General features: G+C 71.2%; 15 protein-coding genes. 8 read left to right on the forward strand and 7 right to left on the reverse strand.

Translation table 11 applies throughout. The annotated features are described in order from the left end of the window. Positions 1 to 10: 10 nt before the first annotated feature. From Q5530_RS06945 to Q5530_RS06975, 7 genes are all read right to left on the reverse strand, one after another. On the reverse strand, positions 11 to 859 hold the full coding sequence (locus tag Q5530_RS06945; protein WP_415361386.1) for a carbohydrate ABC transporter permease: 849 nt from the start codon (positions 857 to 859) through the stop codon (positions 11 to 13). Then, positions 856 to 1815, reverse strand: coding sequence for a carbohydrate ABC transporter permease (locus tag Q5530_RS06950; RefSeq protein ID WP_415361387.1), 960 nt, complete (start codon positions 1813 to 1815; stop codon positions 856 to 858). Before Q5530_RS06950 ends, Q5530_RS06945 begins: the two co-directional genes overlap by 4 nt. Next, positions 1812 to 3080, reverse strand: coding sequence for an ABC transporter substrate-binding protein (locus tag Q5530_RS06955; RefSeq protein WP_415361388.1), 1269 nt, complete (start codon positions 3078 to 3080; stop codon positions 1812 to 1814). The genes Q5530_RS06950 and Q5530_RS06955 overlap by 4 nt, the downstream gene beginning before the upstream one ends. Before the next feature lie 295 nt (positions 3081 to 3375). After that, positions 3376 to 4758: a glycoside hydrolase family 43 protein gene (locus Q5530_RS06960; protein ID WP_415361389.1), complete on the reverse strand. Its 1383-nt coding sequence runs from the start codon at positions 4756 to 4758 to the stop codon at positions 3376 to 3378. 49 nt (positions 4759 to 4807) lie between these two features. Next, positions 4808 to 6286 carry a family 43 glycosylhydrolase gene (locus Q5530_RS06965; protein ID WP_415361391.1) on the reverse strand — a complete coding sequence of 493 codons (1479 nt, stop codon included), beginning with the start codon at positions 6284 to 6286 and terminating at the stop codon, positions 4808 to 4810. A gap of 55 nt (positions 6287 to 6341) precedes the next feature. After that, positions 6342 to 7991: a glycoside hydrolase family 27 protein gene (locus Q5530_RS06970; RefSeq protein ID WP_415361393.1), complete on the reverse strand. Its 1650-nt coding sequence runs from the start codon at positions 7989 to 7991 to the stop codon at positions 6342 to 6344. A gap of 727 nt (positions 7992 to 8718) precedes the next feature. Beyond that, positions 8719 to 9783, reverse strand: a complete 1065-nt coding sequence (locus Q5530_RS06975) for a LacI family DNA-binding transcriptional regulator (protein ID WP_415361395.1) — start codon at positions 9781 to 9783, stop codon at positions 8719 to 8721. 104 nt (positions 9784 to 9887) lie between these two features. Between Q5530_RS06975 and Q5530_RS06980 the strand changes: the two genes are divergently transcribed. The 8 genes from Q5530_RS06980 to Q5530_RS07015 all read left to right on the forward strand — a co-directional run bounded on the left by Q5530_RS06980 (position 9888) and on the right by Q5530_RS07015 (position 21759). Beyond that, positions 9888 to 11234: an ABC transporter substrate-binding protein gene (locus tag Q5530_RS06980; RefSeq protein ID WP_415361397.1), complete on the forward strand. Its 1347-nt coding sequence runs from the start codon at positions 9888 to 9890 to the stop codon at positions 11232 to 11234. A gap of 7 nt (positions 11235 to 11241) precedes the next feature. Continuing rightward, on the forward strand, positions 11242 to 12084 hold the full coding sequence (locus tag Q5530_RS06985; RefSeq protein WP_415361398.1) for a carbohydrate ABC transporter permease: 843 nt from the start codon (positions 11242 to 11244) through the stop codon (positions 12082 to 12084). Continuing rightward, positions 12081 to 12968: a carbohydrate ABC transporter permease gene (locus Q5530_RS06990; protein WP_415361401.1), complete on the forward strand. Its 888-nt coding sequence runs from the start codon at positions 12081 to 12083 to the stop codon at positions 12966 to 12968. The genes Q5530_RS06985 and Q5530_RS06990 overlap by 4 nt, the downstream gene beginning before the upstream one ends. Positions 12969 to 13399: 431 nt before the next feature. Further along, the gene (locus Q5530_RS06995; RefSeq protein WP_415361403.1) at positions 13400 to 14830 is read left to right on the forward strand and encodes an endo-1,4-beta-xylanase; all 1431 of its coding nucleotides are present in this window, start codon (positions 13400 to 13402) and stop codon (positions 14828 to 14830) included. Positions 14831 to 14912: 82 nt separating this feature from the next. After that, the gene (locus Q5530_RS07000) at positions 14913 to 16442 is read left to right on the forward strand and encodes a non-reducing end alpha-L-arabinofuranosidase family hydrolase (RefSeq protein WP_415361405.1); all 1530 of its coding nucleotides are present in this window, start codon (positions 14913 to 14915) and stop codon (positions 16440 to 16442) included. Positions 16443 to 16578: 136 nt separating this feature from the next. Continuing rightward, positions 16579 to 18615, forward strand: a complete 2037-nt coding sequence (locus tag Q5530_RS07005) for an RICIN domain-containing protein (RefSeq protein WP_415361682.1) — start codon at positions 16579 to 16581, stop codon at positions 18613 to 18615. 450 nt (positions 18616 to 19065) lie between these two features. Beyond that, positions 19066 to 20418, forward strand: a complete 1353-nt coding sequence (locus Q5530_RS07010; RefSeq protein WP_415361406.1) for an endo-1,4-beta-xylanase — start codon at positions 19066 to 19068, stop codon at positions 20416 to 20418. A 90-nt stretch (positions 20419 to 20508) separates the two neighbouring features. Continuing rightward, positions 20509 to 21759 (forward strand): cellulose binding domain-containing protein, encoded by a 1251-nt coding sequence (locus Q5530_RS07015; protein ID WP_415361408.1) that lies wholly within the window; start codon positions 20509 to 20511, stop codon positions 21757 to 21759. The last annotated feature ends 268 nt before the right edge of the window (positions 21760 to 22027 follow it).

A 22027-nucleotide genomic window follows, 5' to 3' on the forward strand; every position in this document is an offset into this window, starting at 1 on the left:
TGCGGGGGTTTCAGCCCTTGAAGGCGCCGTCGAGAATTCCGGCGACCATGCGGCGGCCGACCAGGACGAACAGCGCGACGAGCGGGATGGTGGCCAGGAAGGAGCCGGACATGGCCAGCCCCAGGTCGACGTCGTAGCTGTTCTGGAGGGCCTTGATGGCGATCTGGGCGGTGTAGCGCTCGGGCGACTTGAGCACGATGAACGGCCAGAGGAAGTCGTTCCAGGCGGTGACGAACCCGAACAGGCCGAGCACGAACGCGGCCGGGCGCACGATCGGGAAGGCGATGCGCCAGAACACCTGCCAGGTGCTCGCGCCGTCGATGCGGGCGGCCTGCATCAGCTCGTCGCTGATGGTGGCGGTGATGTGCTGGCGCATCCAGAAGATGCCGAACGCGCTGGCCAGGCCGGGCACGATCAGGGCCTGCAACGTGTCCACCCAGCCCAGCTCCGACATGATCATGTACTGCGGGATGACCGAGAGCTGGGTGGGCACGGTCATGGTGAGCACGACGACCAGGAAGAGGGTGTTGCGGCCGGGGAAGCGCAGCTTGGCGAAGGCGAACCCGGCCAGCGCGCACAGCAGCGCCTGGCCGACGCCGATGGCGGTGGCCACGGCGAGGCTGTTGAGCAGCGCCTGCACGAACGGCACCGTGTCCAGCACCAGGCCCACGAGGTGGAAGAAGTTGCCGCCCGGCACGACCTCGGGCGGCATCCTCGTCGCCGTCGCGGTGTCGTTCGTGGCGACGATGAACATCCAGTACAGGGGGAACAGGCAGGCGGCGGTGGCCGCGGACAGCAGCAGGTAGGTCCACCACCGGACCCGGCCGGGGCCGCGGCCCCGCCTCGTGGTGCCCGTCATCGGTCCGCCTTGATCCGGCCGGCCAGCAGGTAGTTGACCGCGGCGATCACCACGACCATGGCGAACAGCGCCACCCCGATCGCCGAGCCGTAGCCGAACTCGAACTGCCCGAAGCCCTGCTCGTAGAGGAACAGCGTCAACGTCTGGCACTGCCGCACCGCGCCGCAGGTCAGCGGCGCGCCCGAGGCGATCAGCAGCGGCTCGGTGAAGATCTGCAACCCGCCGATGGTCGAGGTCACCACGGTGAAGATGATCACCGGTCGCAGCGAGGGGACGGTGATGTGGCGGAACCGCTGCCACGGCCCCGCGCCGTCGATGGCCGCGGCCTCGAAGACCGCGCGGGGCACCGCCTGCAACGAGGCCAGGTAGAGCAGCGTGGTGTAGCCGAACCACCGCCAGGTCACCATCGTCGCGATGAGCACGTGGCTGCCCCAGGTGGACTGGACGAAGTCCACCGGTTCGACCCCGACCAGCCCGAGCAGCCAGTTGAGCAGCCCGTAGTCGCGGTCGAACAGCTGCGCGAACACGATCGCCGTGGCCGCCACCGAGGTGATGTACGGGACCAGCACCGCCATCCGGAAGAACAGCGCGAACCGCAGCCGGGCGTGGTTGAGCACGTGCGCCAGCACCAGGGCCAGCAGCAGCTGCGGCACCGTGGACAGCGCCCAGATGCTCACCGTGTTGCCGGCGGCGTTCCAGAACCGGGGGTCGGCGAACATCCGGGTGAAGTTGTCCACGCCGATGAACACCTGGTCGCCGATGGGGTTCCAGTCGAACAGCGCCACGTAGAACGTGAAGGCGAACGGGAACAGCCCGAACACCCCGAAGATGACGAAGAACGGGGCGATGTAGGCGTACGGCGCCAGGCGCTCGCGCAGCCCCCGCGCCCCGGGGGACGCGGGGGGCGGCAGCGCGGCGGAGGGCGCCGGGGTGAGCGTGGCGGTCACGGTGGTCACTCGCCGATGGCGGTCTTGATGTTGCGCACCGCGTCGTCCCACGCCGTGGCCGGGTTCCCGCCGCTCTGCTCGACGTTGGTGATGGCGTTGAGGAACTCCTGGCCGATGGCGGCGCTGTCGGGGCCGATGTAGAACGGCTTCAGGCCCAGCAGCGAGTCGGTGTAGATCGTGCCGGTCGGCGCGTCGGAGAAGAACGGGTCCTTGGAGTCGGTGAGCTCGGCGTCCTGGTAGACCGAGGGCGTGGAGGGCAGCGCACCGACGCGGGCGAAGTGCTCCAGCTGCCCCCGGGGCGACTGCATCTCCCTGATGTAGTCCCAGGCGGCCTGGGGGTTCTTCGCGCGCTTGGGGATGGCCAGGTAGCTGCCGCCCCAGTTGCCGGAGTTCCCGGGAATCCGGGCGATGTCCCACTTGCCCTTGGTGTCGGGAGCGGTGCTGCGGATGCTGTTGAGCATCCACGACGGCGCGGACACGGCGGCGTACTGCCCCTGCGCCATGCCGGCGCTCCACGCGGTCTCGAACGAGGACTGCCCGGCGGTGATCCCGGCCGTGGCCGCCTCGATGCCGAGGTCGAACGCCGCCTTCACCTGCGGGTTGGTGCTGTAGACCAGCTTGCGGTCCTCGCTGTAGTACTTCTCCGAGACCTGGTTGACCGCCTGGTAGAACACGCTGGTCGCCGCGTTGTCGGTGAACGCCTTGCCGGTGGCCTGCTTGTAGCGCTTCCCGGTCTCGATGAACGCCTCCCACGTCGGCCAGAGCGCGCTCACGGCCTCGCGGTCGGTGGGCAGCCCGGCTTCGGCGAACAGGTCGGTCCGGTACGCCACGGCCATGCCACCCACGTCGGTGGGGACGCCCAGCACCTCACCGCCCTCGGCGACGCTCTGCTTCCACACCCAGTCCAGGTAGTCGCCCTTGACGTCGTCGGCGCCCAGCGTCCGCAGGTCCACGAAGTTCTGCGGCTGCTCCACGAACTGCGGCAGGTTGTCGCCCTGGATCAGCACCAGGTCCGGCACCTTCCCGCCGGCCAGGGCGGTGGTCAGCGACTGGGCGGTCTCGGTCGAGGTGCCCACCTCGGTCAGCTTGATCCGGACGTCCGGGTGCTTCGCCTGGTACGCGTCCACGGTCAGCTTCTGGTTGATGGCGGCGAAGGACCAGAACTCGAACGACTTGCCGTCCCCCTCCCCGCCGCCGCCCCCCGTGCCGGGTGAGCAGGCGGCGACCAGGGCCAGGGCCGCGGTGGCGCAGAGCAGGGGCAGGCGAAGTGTCACGACGCTTCTCCAAGGTTGTGCGGGAACAGGGGCTCCGCCACCGGGCAGCCGACCACCGCGGGTCGGCGGTGGCGCGGAAACCGGGTCGCACCCGACGAATCGTTCGGGCCGAAACTTTCGACCCAAGCTCCGATTGTTAGCGCTCACGACAGTAAGCTGTGTCACAACCGTCGTCAAGAACCCTGGCAATACCCGGTTTCCGCGTGGAGAAGCGCTCCCGGCGCAGGCCCGGCACCTCCGATTTGTGAGCGCGAACTTCCTAAGTTTGACGAGGTAACGAACTCCGCGGCACCCGCTACGCGGTGAACTGCCACCAGTTGACGTTGAACAGGTAGCCGCTGCCGCCGGTGAACCGGAGGTTGAGGTCGCGGGTGCCCGTCGCGCCGCTGATCGGGCACGAGACCGTGGTCCAGTTCTGCCAGCCGCCGGTGCCGGGAACACCGCAGCGGCCCACCACCGCACCGCTCGGGCCGTCCAGCCGGACCTCGATCGTGCCGCCGGCCGCGCCCGAGGCGACCCGCGCGCTGAAGGACCTCGCGCCCCCGCCGAACGCGACGCCCTTGACCTTGACGTTGTCGCCGTTCTCGATCCAACCGATGTTCATCCCGCCCTCGGAGGAGGGTTCGGTCTCGATGCCGGAGCCCCAGGCGATGGTCTCGGCCTCCTGGCGGACGTAGGGGTTGAGGGTGCCCGCCTGCGGTGCTCCACCCGTGGTCATGGTGATGGTCGGGATGGTGCCGTCGGCGTTGTAGGCGAACCTCTCCACCGCCACGGACCGGGTGAAGCCGCCACCGCCCGGCAGGGCCCCGTTGTGGTAGAAGAAGTACGAGCCGCCCTTGAAGTCCACGATGCCCGCGTGGTTGGTGAAGCTGCTGCCCTGGGTGGGCATGACCGTGCCGCGGTAGGTCCAGGGCCCGGTCGGGCCGGGCGCGGTGGAGTAGGCGATGAACTCCGAGCAGCACTTCGCCGCGAACACGTTGTAGTACAGGCCGTTGCGCTTGTAGACCCAGGGCCCCTCCTCGTAGAGGGTGGGCCGGGCGGCGTCACCGGTGCGGGTGCCGAACCCGGCCGTGGTCAGCGGGATCCGGGTCGGGCTGCCGGAGAACGAGGTCATGTCGGCGTTGAGCCGCACGTACCAGAGGTTCGGGTTGCCCCAGTACAGGTACGCCTGACCGGTGTCGTCGATGAAGACGGTCGGGTCGATCTCGCCGTTCTCCACCAGCGGGCGGCCGATGGCGTCGCGGAACGGGCCGGTGGGGCTGTCCGCGACCCCGACGCCGATGGCCATCCGGCCGGTGGCCCGGTTGACCACGGGCACGTACCAGTAGAACTTGCCGTTGCGCTCGATCGCCTGCCCGGCCCACGCGTCCTTGCTCGCCCAGGAGAACGTCCCCACGTTCATCGGCGCGCCGTGGTCGGTCCAGTTCACCATGTCGTCGGAGGACCAGACCCGCCACTCCTTCATGGTGAACCAGGTCGAGCCGTCCTCGTCGTGCCCGGTGTAGAGGTACACGCGTCCGTTGTGGACGAGCGGTGCCGGGTCGGCGGTGTGGATGTGCTGCACGATCGGGTTGTCCGCCTCGGCGATCGCGGGCGTGAGCGCCAGGGCGCAGACGATCGCCGCGAGCAGGGCGCCCACGCGCCGCGGGAGCGACGAGGACAACGGCGTCGATTTCATGACGAGCCTCCAAGGGGGGCGTAGGTCCGCCGGGGGGATGGGGCGGCGGTCACCCGGCAGGGAAGAGCCGGTCGCGGTGGTCGAACCAGTCGAACGCCGCGACGCCGCGGGTGACGTACATGCCGACGACCCTCCCGGCGAGGCCGCCGGCGATCCCGGGCGACAGGTACCGCCCGCTCAGCTCGGCCAGGGGGCCGGGGTCGTCGTCGACGTGGAACGCGATGGTGTCGGGCCCGGCGGGCTCGACACCCGCGGGTTCGTCGGTCGGCCGCACGAACGACGGCGGCACGAGGTCGGTCGTGCGGGTGACGATGGTGAGGGTGACCGGCCCCGGGCGGACGGTCCGGCTCGCCACGACCTGGCGCACCGGGCCGATCCGCGCGACCACGTCCACCCTGCCCGCCGCGACCTCGAAGTCGTAGTGGTGCGCCTCGTCGCACCGGATGCTCAGGCCCGCCCGAGCGCTGCCCGGCTCCAGGCGGGCCGAGACCCGCGAGTCCGGGTGCTCCAGGCGGCGGCCGAAGAACGTGCAGCCGGGGCGGTCGAGGGTGTCGCCGGTGGCGCGCAGCGTCAGCCAACCGGGGCGTTCGGCCAGCGACCACGAGCCGTCCGGGCGCTCGCGCGGGGATATCCAGCACGGGGCGAGGGTGAACCCGTCGAAGTCCTCGCGCGCCGGGATCGACGGCAGCGGGTGCCGCGCCACGTGCTCGGGCGCGGCAACCCCCTCCTCCCCGACGACGGGCCACCCGTCCTCCCAGCGCACGGGCAGCAGGGCCGCGTCCTGCCCGAGCACCTCGGGAGCCGGGCGGCGCGCTCCCGGCAGCACCAGCCACCAGGCCCCGTCCGGCGTGCCGACGAGGTCCGCGCGGCCGGCGCCCCGCCTCGGCCGGGAGGTGCCGCCGAGGGCGCCCGGCGCGGGTTCGAACGGCCCGCGGGGAGTGCGCGCGCGGGCGACGACGAGCCCGTGGCGCCCGGCGGACAGCAGGTACCACCAGTCGCCCGCCCGGTGCAGGCGCCACCCTCCCCGGTCGTCGGGGCCGCTGCCCGACCACGCCCGCCACGGCCCCTCCACCACCGCCCCGGTGCCGGGGTCGAGGCGGGCCACCCGACCGTCGGGCGTGGTGCACCAGCACGTGCCGTCCCCGTCCCAGGCCAGGTCGGGGGCGCCGCCGGGCAGGTCGAGCCACACCGGGTCCGACCACGGCCCGAGCGGGTGGTCCGCCGTGACGAGGAAGGCTCGGCCCGTCGACGCGTTGCCGGCGACCACCTGGAACCGGCCGGCGTGGTGGCGGATCGTCGGGGCGTGGATCCCGCGCGACGCGGGTGCGTCGGCGCGCAGCAGCACCTGCTCCGGCCGGGCGAGGACGTTGCCGATCTGCCGCCAGCGCGCCAGGTCGCGGCTGTGGAAGATCGGCACGCCCGGGAAGTACTCGAAGCTGGAGCACACCAGGTAGTAGTCCTCCCCCACCCGGCACACGCTGGGGTCCCGGAGGGAGCCGGCGATCGCGGGCCTGCGGTGGGTGAGCACGGTGCTGCTCCCGGGGTCGGCGGGTGGTGGGTCGACGGGTGTGGGCCGCACCTGGTCAGACGCGGGTCCACCGCTGGTTGGCCTGCCCGTTGCAGGTCCAGAGGACCAGGGTCGACCCGTTGGCGGTGCCCGCCTGGTTGACGTCGAGGCAGAGCCCGGACTGGACGTTGCGCACGGAACCGTCCGCCTGGAACGCCCAGCGCTGGTTGGCCTGGCCGTTGCACGGCCAGATGATCACGCGGGTGCCGTTGGCGGTGCCCTGGTTGTGCGCGTCCAGGCACTTGTCGCCGAAGACGCGGACCTCACCGTTCGCCCACGTCGTCCACAGCTGGTTGGCCGCGGTGTGGCAGTCCCAGACGAGGGTGGCGGCCCCGGAGGCGGTGGAGGCGTTGTCCACGTCCACGCAGCGGCCCGAGCCGGCGCCGCGCAGGCGCGAGGTCGTGGCCGCCGCCGGCGTGCCGCCGGCCACCCGGAAGACGGCCGAGCCGTGCGCGGGGACGTTCGCCGAGATCGAGCCCGAGGTCGTGGAGGTGCCGCCGGTCCACAGGTCGGTGAGGGCGAAGGAGCCACCGGTCAGGCCGACCTGCGCCGCGGTGGTGGTGATGGTGGCGGCGCCGCCGCCCCGGTTGATCAGGCCGACCGCGACCGAACCGTCCGACAGGGCCTTGGCGAACACCTCGGTGTTGCCGTCGTCGCGCACGCGCCTGCCGCCGGCGCCGAGGCGGTCCTGGTTCACCGCGATCAGCCGCGGGTTGCGCAGGGTGGCGCTGATGTCGGCCGACATGGAGCGGATGTCGTTGCCCGCCATGAGGGGCGAGGCCATCAGCGCCCACAGGGCGAAGTGCGTGCGGGACTCGGTGAGGGTCAGGCCGGGTCGACCGACGACGAGCATGTCGGGGTCGTTCCAGTTGCCCGGACCGGTCTGCGCGGCCAGCGGCGCGGTGACGTCGAGGACGTTCCCCACGCCCATCGGGTAGCTGTTGGTGTTGCCGTTCTGCCAGATGTCGAGCAGGTCCTCCGTGGTGCGCCACAGGTCGGCGACCTCGCCCCAGTCGTACTTGTCACCGGTCGGCGCGTGGAAGCTGTTGGAGTTGATGCTGTAGACGATCGGGCGGCCGGTGGCGCGCAGCGCGTCGCGCATGATGGTGAACCGGGCGATCTGCTCGTCACGGGTGCCGGCGCCGGAGCACCAGTCGTACTTGAGGTAGTCCACGCCCCACGAGGCGAACGACCGGGCGTCCTGGACCTCGTGCCCCTTGCTGCCGGTGGAGCCGGGGTGCGTGCCGACGCCCTGCGCGCAGGTCTTCTCGTTGGGCGCCTGGTAGATGCCGAACTTCAGGCCGCGGGCGTGGATGTAGTCGCCCAACGCCTTCATGCCGCTGGGGAACTTCGTCGGGTGTGCCCGCAGGTTGCCCGCGCTGTCGCGGTTCGGGTCGAACCAGCAGTCGTCCACCACCACGTACTGGTAACCGGCATCCCGCATCCCGGAGGAGACCATCGCGTCGGCGGCCTGCCGGACCTGCGCCTCGGTGATGCCGCAACCGAAGCTGTTCCAGCTGTTCCAGCCCATCGGCGGGGTGAGCGCCGGGCTGCCGGGCGCCGCCTGGGCGACGGGTGCGGCGACGGGGGCCGCGGTGAACGCGCCCAGCGCCACGAGGGCGGACGTGGCGAGGTGGAGGAGTCGTCTGCGTGCACGGGTGGGCATCTTCGCCTCTTTCGTCGGACGACGCGGGGGCGCGGCGGGGAGGCCGTGCCGGGGCGTGGCGGTGCTTCGCCGGCGGACGGGTGGTCGGCGGCGGTGCGGGCCGGTGCGGGCGGCGGAGGCGCACCGGGGGTCGGGGAGCGGGTCGGTGGGCGTGCGAGAGCCGGCCGGGTGCGCCGTCGAACGGGGCGAGGGGTTCGGCTCGGGGGTGGTGCCGCGTTCGGCGGGACCGGACGCGGGTCAGCGCCTTCAGCCGGGACGAACGCGGGGCGACGCGTTCGGCGGGGTCGAACGCGGATCGACGCGTTCGACGGCGGGCCGAACGCGGGTCAGCGCGTTCTTCGATGACCGCGTCCGGCGGAGGACCCGCGTCCGGCGGAGGACCGGCAGGGGGCGGCGGTCGGTGCCGCCGGGCTTCGTCGCATCGCGGTTCCCCACGTCGTCGTTGACGGCGCTCGTGGTGCGCGCTCGGCGGGGCGGTATCGCGCCGGGAGCGGAGCGGCCGGGGTGGTCAACACCCATACAACTACGTCCCGACAACGGGGTCAAAGCTAAAGTTGTGAGCGCTAACTTTAGCGACTTCTTCCGAGCCGAACGCCGGCAACAATACTGCTGATCGGAATAACAGCAGCTAGAAGGCACAGTAGAGAAAGTTGCTCCGTTCAGCCCATTGAACAGCACGCACTCATCGTTTCGGCTTGTGAGCGTGAACAGAGCTCCTGCGGCGGCCCTACCGCGACGGCGCGCGCAGGGGTTTGACCGACTCGCCGGGCACGACGGACATGGGGACGCGGTGCACGACGGGGGCGGCCCGGGACCGCGCGCGCCGTTCTGGCGTCGCGAAGAGCACCTCCACCGCCCTCACCCCCAGTTCGTGGTGCGGCAGGGCGATGGTGGTGAGCCTCGGTCGCACCCAGGAGGCGATGGGGTGGTCGTCGAAGGAGATCACGGAGACGTCGTCCGGCACGGACAGCGCGGCGTCGGCGAGCGCCTGGTAGGCGCCGAGGGCGAGTCGGTCGTTGAAGCAGACCAGGGCCTTCGGGCGGTGCCGGCGCAGGACCTCCCGGGTGGTCCCGTAGCCGTTCTCCGGCATCCACTTCGGGCAGGGGTGCGCGCTCGCCACCTCGACGCCCGCGGCGTCGAACACCTGCCGCAGGCCGATCAGGCGTTCCTGCGCGGCGATGCTGTTCGGGGGTACGTCGTCGAGCCCGGGACCGGCGCCGACCAGGTGGACGCCCTCGCGGTGGCCCGCGTCGACGAGGACCCGCGCGGCGGCGCGACCGGCCTCCACCTCGTCGGGCAGCACGGCCGGCAGGGACGAGTACGCCGCGGGCAGGGCGTTGAGGAGGACCGCCGGGCCCTGGTCCAGGCCCTCGGGCACGACGACCTTCCGGGTGTACATCGCCGCGAAGACGATGCCGTCCACCCGGCGGTCGTGCATCGCCTCGACCAGGGCGCGCTCGACGTCGGGATCACCGCCGCTCTCCCCGATGAACAGCATGAAGCCCCGCCGGTGGGCGGCCTCCATGGCGCCCCTGATCATGTTCCCGGCCAGCAGCGAGGACGCCACGGTGTCGGACACGAACCCGATCGTCCGGGTGCGCCCCGTGCGCAGGCCGACCGACAGGGTGTTGCGCCGGTACCCCAGCTCCTGCGCGGTCGAGCGCACCCGGCGCTCCACCTCCTCGGAGATGCGCAGGTCCCTCCCGCGGCCGGAGAGCACGAGGGACACCGTGGTGGTCGAGACACCGGTCGCCCTGGCCACGTCGGCCAGCGTGATGCGTCGCTGCCCCAAGGTCGCCCTCCGTCCTCAAAGGACATACGATGTCCTTGACACCGGAACGCCCGGCTCGAAACCCCGGCAGGCTAACACGATTTAGCTCGATCGAGGAGAGGCCGTTGCCCCGTCCACGCAGGTCCGGTCCACACGCGATCGCCGTCGCCGCGCTGGCCTCGGCGCTCCTGGTCGGCTGCTCGGCCCCCGGCGGCGACCACCCGGTCGCCACGTCGACGACCGCGGTGCCCGCACCGGGCTGCGGCACCGACCCGGTGGTGCTGCGGGCCCGCTTCGAGACCGGCTTCCCCCTGGCGAGGGCCCTCACGGACGAGTTCACCCGGCAGCACCCGACCGTGACGTGGGAGGTGCGCGAGGAGCAGTTCGCGGTGCTGGCGCGCAACGCGCCGCGCCTGCTGGCCGACCACCCGCCGGACCTGGTCCGGCTGCCCCAGGTGTCCGACCTGGCGGGCGACGGCCTGCTGCTCGACCTCGACGGCTACGCCGCGGAGTTCGGCTGGGACGACTGGCCCGCGGCGCAGCTCCGGCAGATGCGCGTCGGCCCGGGTGGCCGGCCGCGCGGCGAGGGCCCGCTGTACGCGATGGGGTTCTCCACGAGCGTGACCGGGGTGTTCTACAACCGGGACCTGGCCGCGCGGATCGGGTTCCGCGAGCCCGCGACGCTGGCGGAGTTCGACGACGCCCTGGCCAGGGCGAAGGACGCGGGCATCACGCCCCTGGCCGGGTTCAACGCGGGAGCGACGGCCGGCCTCGTGTTCCCCCTCCAGAGCCTCATGGCCGCCTACGGCTCCCCGTCGGCGATCGACAGCTGGACCTTCCAGGAACCCGGGGCGAGGATCGACACGCCGGCGAACACCGAGGCCGCGCGGCACCTCCAGCGGTGGCTGCGCGCCGGGTACTTCGACGCCGACCTCAACGCCACCGACTACGCGCGGATGCTCGACCGGTTCGCCTCCGGCCGGGCGCTGTTCATGGTCAACGGCGACTGGGAGTCCGCGGTGCTCGACCGGCGGATGCCCGGCCGGGTCGGCTTCTTCCTCGCGCCGCCGGTGCGGGCCGGTGACCGGCGGGCCGCGATGTCCGGTCCCCCGACCTTCGCCGTCCCGGCCCGCGCCGCGCACCCCGGCTGCGCCGCGTTCTTCCTGAACTGGGCGGTCACCGACCGCGTGGCGCGCGGGATCACCGTGCGGGTCGGCGGGGCGCTCCCCCTCGGACCGGGCGACGCCGACCGGCCGCCGGTCGAGCCCGGATCGGTCACGGCGGCCACGCTCGCCGCCGCCGCCGCGGTGGTCGCGGACGGCACGGGCATGGACTTCGTCGCCAACGCCACCGGCGCCGTCCTGGCCGAGAGCTGGACCCCGGGCCTCCAGGAGCTGGCGGCGGGCGAGCGGACGCCGGAGGAGCTGCTGCGGCGGGTGCAGGCCGACTACACCGACCAGGTCGGCGGGTGAGGACGCGGTGTCGCGGCTGGTCGGCTGGCTGTTCGTGCTGCCGGCGCTGGCGGTGTACGCGGTGTTCGTGCTGCGGCCGCTGGCCGCCACGGTCCGGTACTCGCTGTACCGGTGGGACGGGGTCGGCCCGGCCACCTGGGTCGGCTGGGACAACTACCGCGCGGTGCTCACCGACCCCGACCTGTACGGGGCCATCGGCCACGCCCTGGTGCTGGTCGTGCTCTTCACCGGCGTGCCGGTGCCGCTGGGCCTGCTGGCCGCCGCGGTGATCCGGCGCGCCGCGGCCGGCCGGTCGGTGCGGGTGGTGCTGCTCCTGCCCCAGGCGGTGCCGCTGGTGGCGGCGGGGATCGCGTGGAGCCTGCTGCTGTCGTCCACGGGGGCGGTGAACCGGCTGCTGGCCGCGGTGGGGCTGGGCGGGGTGACGCGGGCGTGGCTGGGCGACTCGTCCACCGCGCTGGCGGCGGTGGGGGCGATCGGGGCGTGGGTGCTGCTCGGCCTGTGCACCACCCTGCTGCTGGCGGGGGCGGAGCGGATCGACCCGGCGCTCTACGAGGCGGCGCGGCTCGACGGCGCGGGCTTCCGGCAGGAACTCCGGGTGGTCGTGCTGCCCGGTGTGCGCCGTGAGCTGGGCGTGTGCGCGACCGTGACGGCGATCGCGGCGCTGGCGAGCTTCGACGTCGTCTACGCCACCACCCAGGGCGGGCCGGGCAACGCCACGTCGGTGCCGGGTCTGGAGGTGTTCTCCCTGGCGTTCGCGCGGCGCGAGGTGGGGCTCGCGTCGGCGCTGGCCGTCGTCCTCGTGGTGCTGGTCCTCGCGGTGGTGGCGCCCGCGCTGCGGCGGTCGCGATGACCCCCGGGCGGTGGGAGCGGGCCGCGGGCGGGCTGGTGCTGTCCGTCCTGGTGGTCGTGACGCTCGTGCCGTTCGCCGAGCTGTTCGTGACCGCGCTGCACCCGCCGGGTACCTACCCGCCCGGCCTGACCTGGCCGAGCGACCCGCACTGGTCGAACTTCGCCACGGCGTTCCGGTCGGGGCGGGTGCTCGACCTGCTGACCTCCAGCGGGCTCGTCGCGCTCGGCGTGGTCCCGCTGACCCTCGCCCTGGCCGCGCCGGCGGGCTACGCGCTCGGGCACCTGCGCTTCACCGGTCACCGCGTGGTGTCCGGGCTGTTCGCGGTCGGGCTGGTGCTGCCGGTGGAGGCCGTCGTCACGCCGCTCTACCACCAGGTGCGGGACCTGGGCCTGCTCGACACCCGGTGGGGCCTGGTGTCGGCGCTGGTCGCGGTGCACCTGCCGATCGCGGTGCTCTGGCTGCGGGCGCACTTCGCCGGTGCGCCGCCGGAGCTGTCCGACAGCGCGCGGCTGGACGGCGCGGGGCCGTGGCAGGCGTTCCGGCGGGTGCACCTGCCCCTGGCCCGACCCGCGGTGTCGTCCCTGGCGATCCTGCTGTTCACCTGGACGTGGAACCACTTCCTGCTGGCGATCGTGCTGGTCGACGACCCCGCGCGGCGCACGGCGGCGGGCGCGCTCGACGCGTTCCAGGGGCGGTGGGGCACGGACGTGCCCCTGCTGTGCGCCGGGTCGCTCCTCCTGGTCGCGCCGCTGCCGGTGGTGTTCGCGCTGGCGCACCGCCGCCTGTCCGCGGATCTGGTCCGGGCGACGTCCCCCGTGCCGCGCCGCCGGGTCGGGCGGGGTGCGACCGGCGCGGGCGGGGCGATCCGCCGGGCGGTGCGGTAACCACCGCGGCAATTGCGCGTCAACACCTGTCCGAAGCTAAAAATGTTTGCGCTAACTTTAGCTGATTGGGTGGCATTCACCGCCGACCACCGGTTACCCGCAGGGACCGGGCCACCTGCACGAAACATTTTCGTTACGTCTTGACCGGCTGTGCGCCATCGTTCACAGTCTGATGGGCACGATGCGCGCCCGTGGTGATGCCCGCCGAACCCCCCCGCCGTTCGATTTGCGGAAAGGAAGTCCGAGCTCCACGTTGTTAACGCTAACAGATGCGGGCGCGTGGTCGGTCACCTGGTGCGGGCGTCGGTGAAGTGCCCCTGCCACCGCGGTAGCCAAGGCACGCGGTGTGCCGATCCGAAGGACACGTGATGAACCATTCGACACGAGCGGTCATTCGGCCGACGCCCCCGCGTCGGCCGAGAACAACGGCGTTGCTGCTCGTCGCGGGACTCGTCGCCACCAGCATGACGGTGGCGTTCAGCGGCCAGGCCCTGGCCGGCACGACGCTGGGGGCCTCGGCGGCGGAGAAGGGCCGGTACTTCGGCGCCGCCGTCGCGGCCGGGAGGCTCGGCGACTCGACCTACGTGAACCTCCTGAACAGGGAGTTCAACAGCGTCACCGCCGAGAACGAGATGAAGATGGACGCGACCGAGCCCAACCAGGGCCAGTTCACGTTCACCAACGGCGACCGGATCGTCAACCACGCCACCGCCCGCGGCATGAAGGTCCGCGGCCACACCCTGGCCTGGCACGCGCAGCAGCCCGGCTGGATGCAGCGCATGGAGGGTTCCGCCCTGCGCTCGGCGCTGGTGAACCACGTCTCCCGGGTCGCCTCCTACTACCGGGGCAAGGTCTTCACCTGGGACGTGGTGAACGAGGCGTTCGCGGACGGCAGCGGCGGCGGCCGGCGGGACTCCAACCTCCAGCGCACCGGCAACGACTGGATCGAGGTCGCCTTCCGCACCGCCCGCGCCGCCGACCCGGGCGCGAAGCTCTGCTACAACGACTACAACATCGACAGCTGGTCGGCCGCCAAGACCCAGGGCGTCTACCGCATGGTGCAGGACTTCAAGTCCCGCGGCGTGCCCATCGACTGCGTGGGCCTCCAGTCGCACTTCGGCACGAGCATCCCCGGCGACTACCCGACCACGATCCAGCGCTTCGCCGCCCTCGGCGTCGACGTGCAGATCACCGAGCTGGACATCGCCGGCTCCGGCTCGCAGCAGGCCGACAACTACCGCCGGGTCACCCAGGCGTGCCTGGCCGTCGCCCGCTGCACGGGCATCACCGTGTGGGGCATCCGCGACACCGACTCCTGGCGCTACCCGAACGACTCACCGCTGCTGTTCGACGGTTCGGGCAACAAGAAGGCCGCCTACACCGCCGTGCTCAACGCCCTCAACGAGGGTGGCGGCGGCCAGCCGGGGGTCATCGACCCGACCGCGTGGTACGTGCTGGTGAACCGCAACAGCGGCAAGGCGCTCGACGTCTACAACCTCGCCACCAACGACGGCGCGCGGATCACCCAGTGGACCAGGGGTGACGGCGCCAACCAGCAGTGGCAGTTCGTCGACTCGGGCGGCGGCTACTACCGGGTGAAGTCCCGCCACTCGGGCAAGGTGCTGGACGTCTACAACTTCTCCACCGCCGACGGCGCGGCCATCGTCCAGTGGGCCGACGGCAACGGCGCCAACCAGCAGTTCCGCGTGATCGACGCGGACGGCTACCTCCGCCTGGTCAACCGCAACAGCGGCAAGGCGCTGGAGGTCCAGGGCGCCTCCACCGCCGACGGCGGCAACATCGTCCAGTACAGCGACTGGGGCGGCGCCAACCAGCAGTGGCAGCTCCTGCGCGTCGGCTGATCCGGTCCGCCCCCGACCCCGCGGCGGGCGACCGCACGCCGCACGCACATCCATCCCCACCTCGACGAAGAGGAGCACGCCCATGGCCGGGTCAGGCCGAACCCCCTCCACCAACCCCCCGCGGGCCGGCAGACGCCGCCGCCTGGCCGGTGCCGCCGCCGCCGTCATCACCGTGCTGCTCGGCGGCCTGGTGACGGCGCTCGGCGCGACGACCGCGTCCGCGGCGACCGTGGACACGACCGCGTGGTACGTGCTGGTCAACCGCAACAGCGGCAAGGCGCTCGACGTCTACAACCTCGCCACCAACGACGGCGCCCGCATCACCCAGTGGACGCGCAACGACGGCAACCAGCAGCAGTGGCAGTTCGTGGACTCCGGTGGCGGCTACTACCGGCTCAAGTCCCGCCACTCCGGCAAGGTGCTCGACGTCCACAACTTCTCCACCGCCGACGGCGGCGCGATCGTCCAGTGGGCCGACGGCAACGGCACCAACCAGCAGTTCCGCCTCGCCGACTCCGACAGCGGCTACGTGCGCCTGGTCAACCGCAACAGCAACAAGGCGGTCGAGGTGCAGGGCGCCTCCACCGCCGACGGCGGCAACGTCGTGCAGTACAGCGACTGGGGCGGCACCAACCAGCAGTGGCAGCTCGCCCGCGTCGGCGGCGGCCCCACCACGACGACGACCACCCAGCCGGGCGGTGGGTGCTCCCTCCCGTCGTCCTACCGCTGGTCGTCCACGGGCCCGCTGGCGCAGCCGAGGTCGGGCTGGGTCTCGCTCAAGGACTTCACCTACGTCCCCTACAACGGCAGGCACCTGGTCTACTCCACGACCCACGACACGGGGACGTCCTGGGGGTCGATGAACTTCGGGCTCTTCAGCAACTGGTCCGACATGGCCTCGGCGCCCCAGCAGTCCATGAACATCGGCACCGTCGCGCCCACGCTGTTCTACTTCGCCCCGAGGAACATCTGGGTGATGGCCTACCAGTGGGGCGGGACCGCGTTCAGCTACCGGACGTCGACCGACCCCACCAACCCGAACGGGTGGTCGGCGCAGCAGGTGCTCTCCACGGCGAGCATCACCGGCTCCGGCACCGGGCCCATCGACCAGACGATCATCGGTGACGGCCAGAACATGTACCTGTTCTTCGCCGGTGACAACGGCAAGATCTACCGCCAGGTCATGCCGATCGGGAACTTCCCGGGCAGCTTCGGCTCCTCCTACACCACGATCATGAGCGACACGACGAACAACCTGTTCGAAGCGGTCGAGGTCTACAAGGTCCAGGGCCAGAACCAGTACCTGATGATCGTCGAGGCGATCGGGGCCAACGGGCGCTACTTCCGCTCGTTCACCTCCAGCAGCCTGAGCGGCTCCTGGACCCCGCAGGCCGCCAGCGAGGGCAACCCCTTCGCCGGCAAGGCCAACAGCGGCGCCACCTGGACCAACGACATCAGCCACGGCGACCTGATCCGCGCCAACCCCGACCAGACCAAGACCATCGACCCCTGCAACCTCCAGCTCCTCTACCAGGGCCGCGACCCCCGCTCCAACGGTGTGGAGTACGGCCTGCTGCCCTACCGACCGGGCCTGCTGACCCTGCGACGCTGACCGACCCCCGGCGCCCCGCACACCCGTGCGGGGCGCCGGGCCGCACGCCGCCCGAAGCGGCGGGTAAGGAGTTGTCATGTCCGTCCCCGATCGACTCCCGCGGCGCCTCGCACGCGGACGTGGCCGGTTGTCGCGGGTGGCCGCGGCGCTGGCGGTGGTCGTGCTCGGCGGTGTCGTGGTGGTCTTCGGCGCGGCCACCGGGTCGGCGGCCACCGTCGACACCACCGCGTGGTACGTGCTGGTCAACCGCAACAGCGGCAAGGCGCTCGACGTCTACAACCTCGCCACCAACGACGGCGCCCGCATCACCCAGTGGACCAGGGGTGACGGCGCCAACCAGCAGTGGCAGTTCGTCGACTCCGGCAACGGCTACTACCGGCTCAAGTCCCGCCACTCCGGCAAGGTCCTCGACGTCCACAACTTCTCCACCGCCGACGGCGCGGCCATCGTCCAGTGGGCCGACGGCAACGGCACCAACCAGCAGTTCCGCCTCGCCGACTCCGACAGCGGCTACGTGCGACTGATCAACCGCAACAGCAACAAGGCGGTCGAAGTCCAGAACGCCGCCACCAACGACGGCGCCAACATCGTCCAGTACAGCGACTGGGGCGGCGCCAACCAGCAGTGGCAGCTCGTCCGCGTCGGCTCCGGCCCCACGACCACGTCCCAGGCGCCGGGCGGGCAGTACACGAACCCGGTGGTGTGGCAGGACTTCGCCGACGTCGAGGTCATCCGGGTCGGGGACGTCTACTACATGACCGCGTCGACGATGCACTACTCCCCCGGCGCGCCGGTCCTGCGCTCGTACGACCTGGTCAACTGGGAGTTCGCCGGTCACTCCGTGCCCTCCCTGGACTTCGGCGCCAAGTACGACCTGACCAACGGGCAGCGGGCCTACGTCAACGGCATCTGGGCCTCGACGCTCCAGTACCGGCCGAGCAACCGCACCTACTACTGGGCCGGGTGCATCGACTTCAACGACACCTACGTCTACACCGCGTCCGACGTCGCGGGACCGTGGAACCGGCACGCCCAGATCGACAACTGCTACTACGACGCGGGCATGCTCATCGACGACAACGACACCATGTACGTCGCCTACGGCAACGGCACCATCAGCGTCGCCCAGCTGTCCGCCGACGGCCGCAGCCAGGTCCGCGCGCAGCAGGTCTTCCAGACCCCGTCGAACATCGGGACGCTGGAGGGGGCGCGGTTCTACAAGCGCAACGGCAGCTACTACATCTGGCTGACCCGACCCGCCAACGGCCAGTACGTGCTCAAGTCGGACAACGGGCCGTTCGGCCCGTACACCCTGCGGCAGGTGCTGCTCGACCTGCCGGGGCCCATCCCCGGCGGCGGCGTGCCCCACCAGGGCAGCCTGGTCCAGACCCAGAGCGGGTCCTGGCACTACATGTCGTTCGTGGACGCCTACCCCGGCGGCCGCGTGCCGGCGCTCGCCCCGATCACCTGGACCGCGGACGGCTGGCCGACCCTCCAGACGGTCAACGGCCGGTGGGGCGTGAACTACCCCTCACCGCTGCCGATCCGCCCGGTCAAGCCGCTCACCGGGTCGGACACCTTCGCGGGCACCGCGCTGGGCCCGCAGTGGGAGTGGAACCACGACCCCGACACCAGCCGGTACTCGGTGAACAACGGGCTGAGGTTGCAGACGGCCACGGTCACCAACGACCTGTACGCCGCCCGCAACACGCTGACCCACCGCATCCAGGGACCGACGTCGACCGCGACCATCGAGCTGGACCACAGCACCATGCGCGACGGTGACCGGTCCGGCCTGGCGATGCTGCGCCAGTCCTCGGCCTGGATCGGCGTCAAGCGCGACAACGGCCAGACCCGCGTGTCCATGACCACCGGGTTGGCCATGGACAGCAGCTGGCGCACCACCAGCACCGGCACCGAGGCCGCGAGCGCCGCGATCAGCGGCGGCCGGACCTGGTTGCGGGTCAACGCCGACATCCAACCCGGCGCCAACCGCGTCGCCCGCTTCTCCTACAGCACCGACGGCGTCAACTTCAGCCCGCTCGGCCCGGCCTTCACCCTCAACAACGCCTGGCAGTTCTTCATGGGCTACCGCTTCGGCATCTTCAACCACGCCACCCAGGCCCTGGGCGGCTCCGTCACCGTGCGCGAGTTCAACCTGACCACCCCCTGACTCGCGTGCACCCCCTGGGCGGCGGTTCCGGCACCACGAAGTACCCGGGACCGCCGCTCTTTCGCCATGCCCTCGACCGCCGCAGGGCGAAATTTCCGAAACTAGTTTCGAATTCTTGCGAAAAAAGATCCCGCCGCAACCCGTTTCGACACCCTCGAAGCACAGCGTGTTCCACCCATCCAAAAAGGGATTCCACCTGGGGTTTCAGCTCGGGATCAAGATCATGCTTAACCGGTTCGGCGATGTTCATGGATGTAAACCTTGGCGTGGAAGTGGGCTTGGGCAAGCCTTGATCGGCCGATCTGTTTCGGTTAATACTGCTTAACGTTTCGAACCGAACAGCGTGTGGACAAGGGCTCCCCGCCACCCGCACCGAGCGGACCACCGACCCGCTCCCACCCCACCCACCCCACCCGCGCTCCCGCGGGTGCTCCTCAGAAAGCGCCGAACATGACGCTGACAGCGAAGTCAGTCACACGGGCCGCACTCGTGTCGACCTTGGTCGCCGCCGCCGCGGGCGCCGCGGTCCTGGTGGCGTCACCCGCCAGCGGCGCCGCCTCCACGCTCGCCGGGGCGGCCCAGCAGAGCGGCCGCTACTTCGGCACCGCGGTGGCCGCGAGCAGGCTGGGCGACTCGACCTACGTCGGGATCCTCAACCGCGAGTTCGACATGGTCACGGCCGAGAACGAGATGAAGATGGACGCGACCGAGCCGTCCCAGGGCCGGTTCAGCTACGGCAACGCGGACCGGATCGTGAACCAGGCCATCGGCCAGGGCAAGCGGGTGCGCGGTCACGCCCTGGCGTGGCACTCGCAGCAGCCGAGCTGGATGCAGAACATGTCCGGCAGCTCGTTGCGCAGCGCGATGCTCAACCACGTGACGCAGGTGGCGACCTACTACCGGGGCAAGATCTACGCCTGGGACGTCGTCAACGAGGCGTTCGCGGACGGCAGCTCCGGTGGGCGGCGTGACTCCAACCTCCAGCGCACCGGCAACGACTGGATCGAGGCCGCGTTCCGCGCCGCGCGGGCCGCCGACCCGGGCGCCAAGCTCTGCTACAACGACTACAACACCGACAACTGGTCGCACGCCAAGACCCAGGGCGTCTACCGCATGGTCCAGGACTTCAAGTCCCGCGGCGTCCCCATCGACTGCGTCGGCTTCCAGGCCCACTTCAACAGCGGCAACCCCGTGCCCTCGAACTACCACACCACGCTCCAGAACTTCGCCAACCTGGGTGTCGACGTCCAGATCACCGAACTCGACATCGAGGGCTCCGGCTCCAGCCAGGCCCAGCAGTACCAGGGCGTCGTCCAAGCCTGCCTGTCCGTCACGCGGTGCACCGGCATCACGGTGTGGGGCATCCGCGACAGCGACTCCTGGCGCGCCTCCGGCACCCCGCTGCTGTTCGACAACTCGGGCAACAAGAAGGCCGCGTACAACTCGGTCCTCTCCGTCCTGAACAACGTCTCGACCTCGATCCCGTCGACCACGGACCCGACCGGCCCGACCACCACCACGCAGAACCCGGACCCCGGCGGCTGCACCGCGACCTACGCCGAGGGCCAGAAGTGGGGTGACCGCTTCAACGGCCAGGTCACGGTCTCGGGCACGAACAACTGGGTCGTCACGGTCACCGTCAGCTCGCCCCAGCGGATCATCTCCACCTGGAACACCAGCGCGACGTGGGAAACGGCCAACGTGATGACCGCCCGCCCCAACGGCAACGGCAACTCGTTCGGCTTCACCATCCAGCACGGCGGCAACTGGAACTGGCCCAGCATCTCCTGCCGGGTCGGCTGAACCACCGCGGGAGGGTCCGGAGCCACCGGGCCCTCCCGCTCCCGTTCCGACACCGATCCGCCGCCAACCGGAGTGGTAAGGAGCAGTTCCATGCGCAGGAAGGACTCCAACGCGTCGCGACCGGCCGCGGTGGCGGTCGCCGCCGCGCTCGTCGCGACGACCGGCGCCCTGATCGGATCACAGCCCGCCTCGGCCGCCGCCGGTTGCCGGGTCGACTACCCGATCGGCTCGCAGTGGCCGGGCGGCTTCAGCGCCACCGTGGTCGTGACGAACCTGGGCGACCCCGTGACCGGGTGGCGGCTCTCGTGGGTGTTCCCCGGGAACGAGCGGATCACTCAGTCGTGGAACGGGTCGCACACCCAGTCGGGCAACCAGGTCACCGCGGTCAACGCGGCCTGGAACGGTTCCGTGGCCACCGGCGCCTCGGTCTCCTTCGGCTTCAACGCCACGTCCGGCGCCCGCCCGACCACCCCGCCGGTGTTCACCCTCAACGGCACCGCGTGCACCGGTTCGACCACGACGAGCACGACCACGACGACCACCACGACGACGCCCCAACCCGGTCGTCCCATGGCCGAGAACAACTTCCCGGTCACCCGGGAGGGCGCGCACGGCGACAACCGGTTCACCGTGTTCCGCCCGTCCGACCCGCGGGCGGTCGGCCGCGCGCTCCCCGTGCTGGCGTTCGGGAACGGCGCGTGCGCCCACACGGACAACAGCGAGGTCACCCGGGTGCTGACGTTCATCGCCTCGAAGGGCTTCGCCGTGGTGGACACCGGCTCGGTCGACGGCTCGCCCAACGGCGTGCCCAGCGGCTCGCCCATCCCCTCCCTGCTGACCGACGCCATCACGTGGGCCGAGCGCGAGCAGGACCGCTCCGGAGCGCCGCTGGGCCGGCACCTCGACCTGACCAGGATCGCCACCGCCGGCCACTCGTGCGGCGGCCTGGAGGCCATGGTCGCCGCGCAGGACCGCCGGGTGTCCGCTGTCGTCTCCTTGAACAGCGGTTTCTTCGCCGACGGCGCCTTCGGCTACCCGCGTTCCGAACTCGGCAAGCTGCACACGCCCGCCCTGTTCATGGACGGCGGCTCCACCGACATCGCCTACGCCAACAACCAGGCCAACTACGACCTGGCCGGCGTCCCGGCCGTGCTCGCCCGCCACCCGCAGGCCGGTCACGGCGGCTTCATCACCGGCGCCCAGCTGACCGACGGCATGACGACCGTCGTGCAGTTCCTCGACATGGTGCTCAACGGGAACCAGACGGCGCGCGACTACGTCCTCAGCCCGTCGGGACTGGCCGCCAGGGCGCCCTGGGTGGTGGCCCGGAAGAACTTCTGAGGCCTGCGGTGAACCGTCCCGAAGCTAAAGATGTTAGCGCTCACTTCAGGAGCGTCAACGTCGTTCTTCTCTACTGCGCCATCTGAACCAATCTTCATCCAGGTCCTGGAGAACAGTTGTGAGCGTGAACATCCGGCTGTCACACTTCGGTGCGGCGGGGTCGGCGGCTCGGTCCACCCACCGGGCGCACCCCGCCGCACCCCGGCACGCCCGCACCCCGTCGATTCCCCCGGCCTGGACCGCACCACGACCACGACGTCACCGGTTC

This window comes from Saccharothrix sp. BKS2, from assembly GCF_047689505.1.
GTDB lineage: Bacteria > Actinomycetota > Actinomycetes > Mycobacteriales > Pseudonocardiaceae > Actinosynnema > Actinosynnema lopnurensis.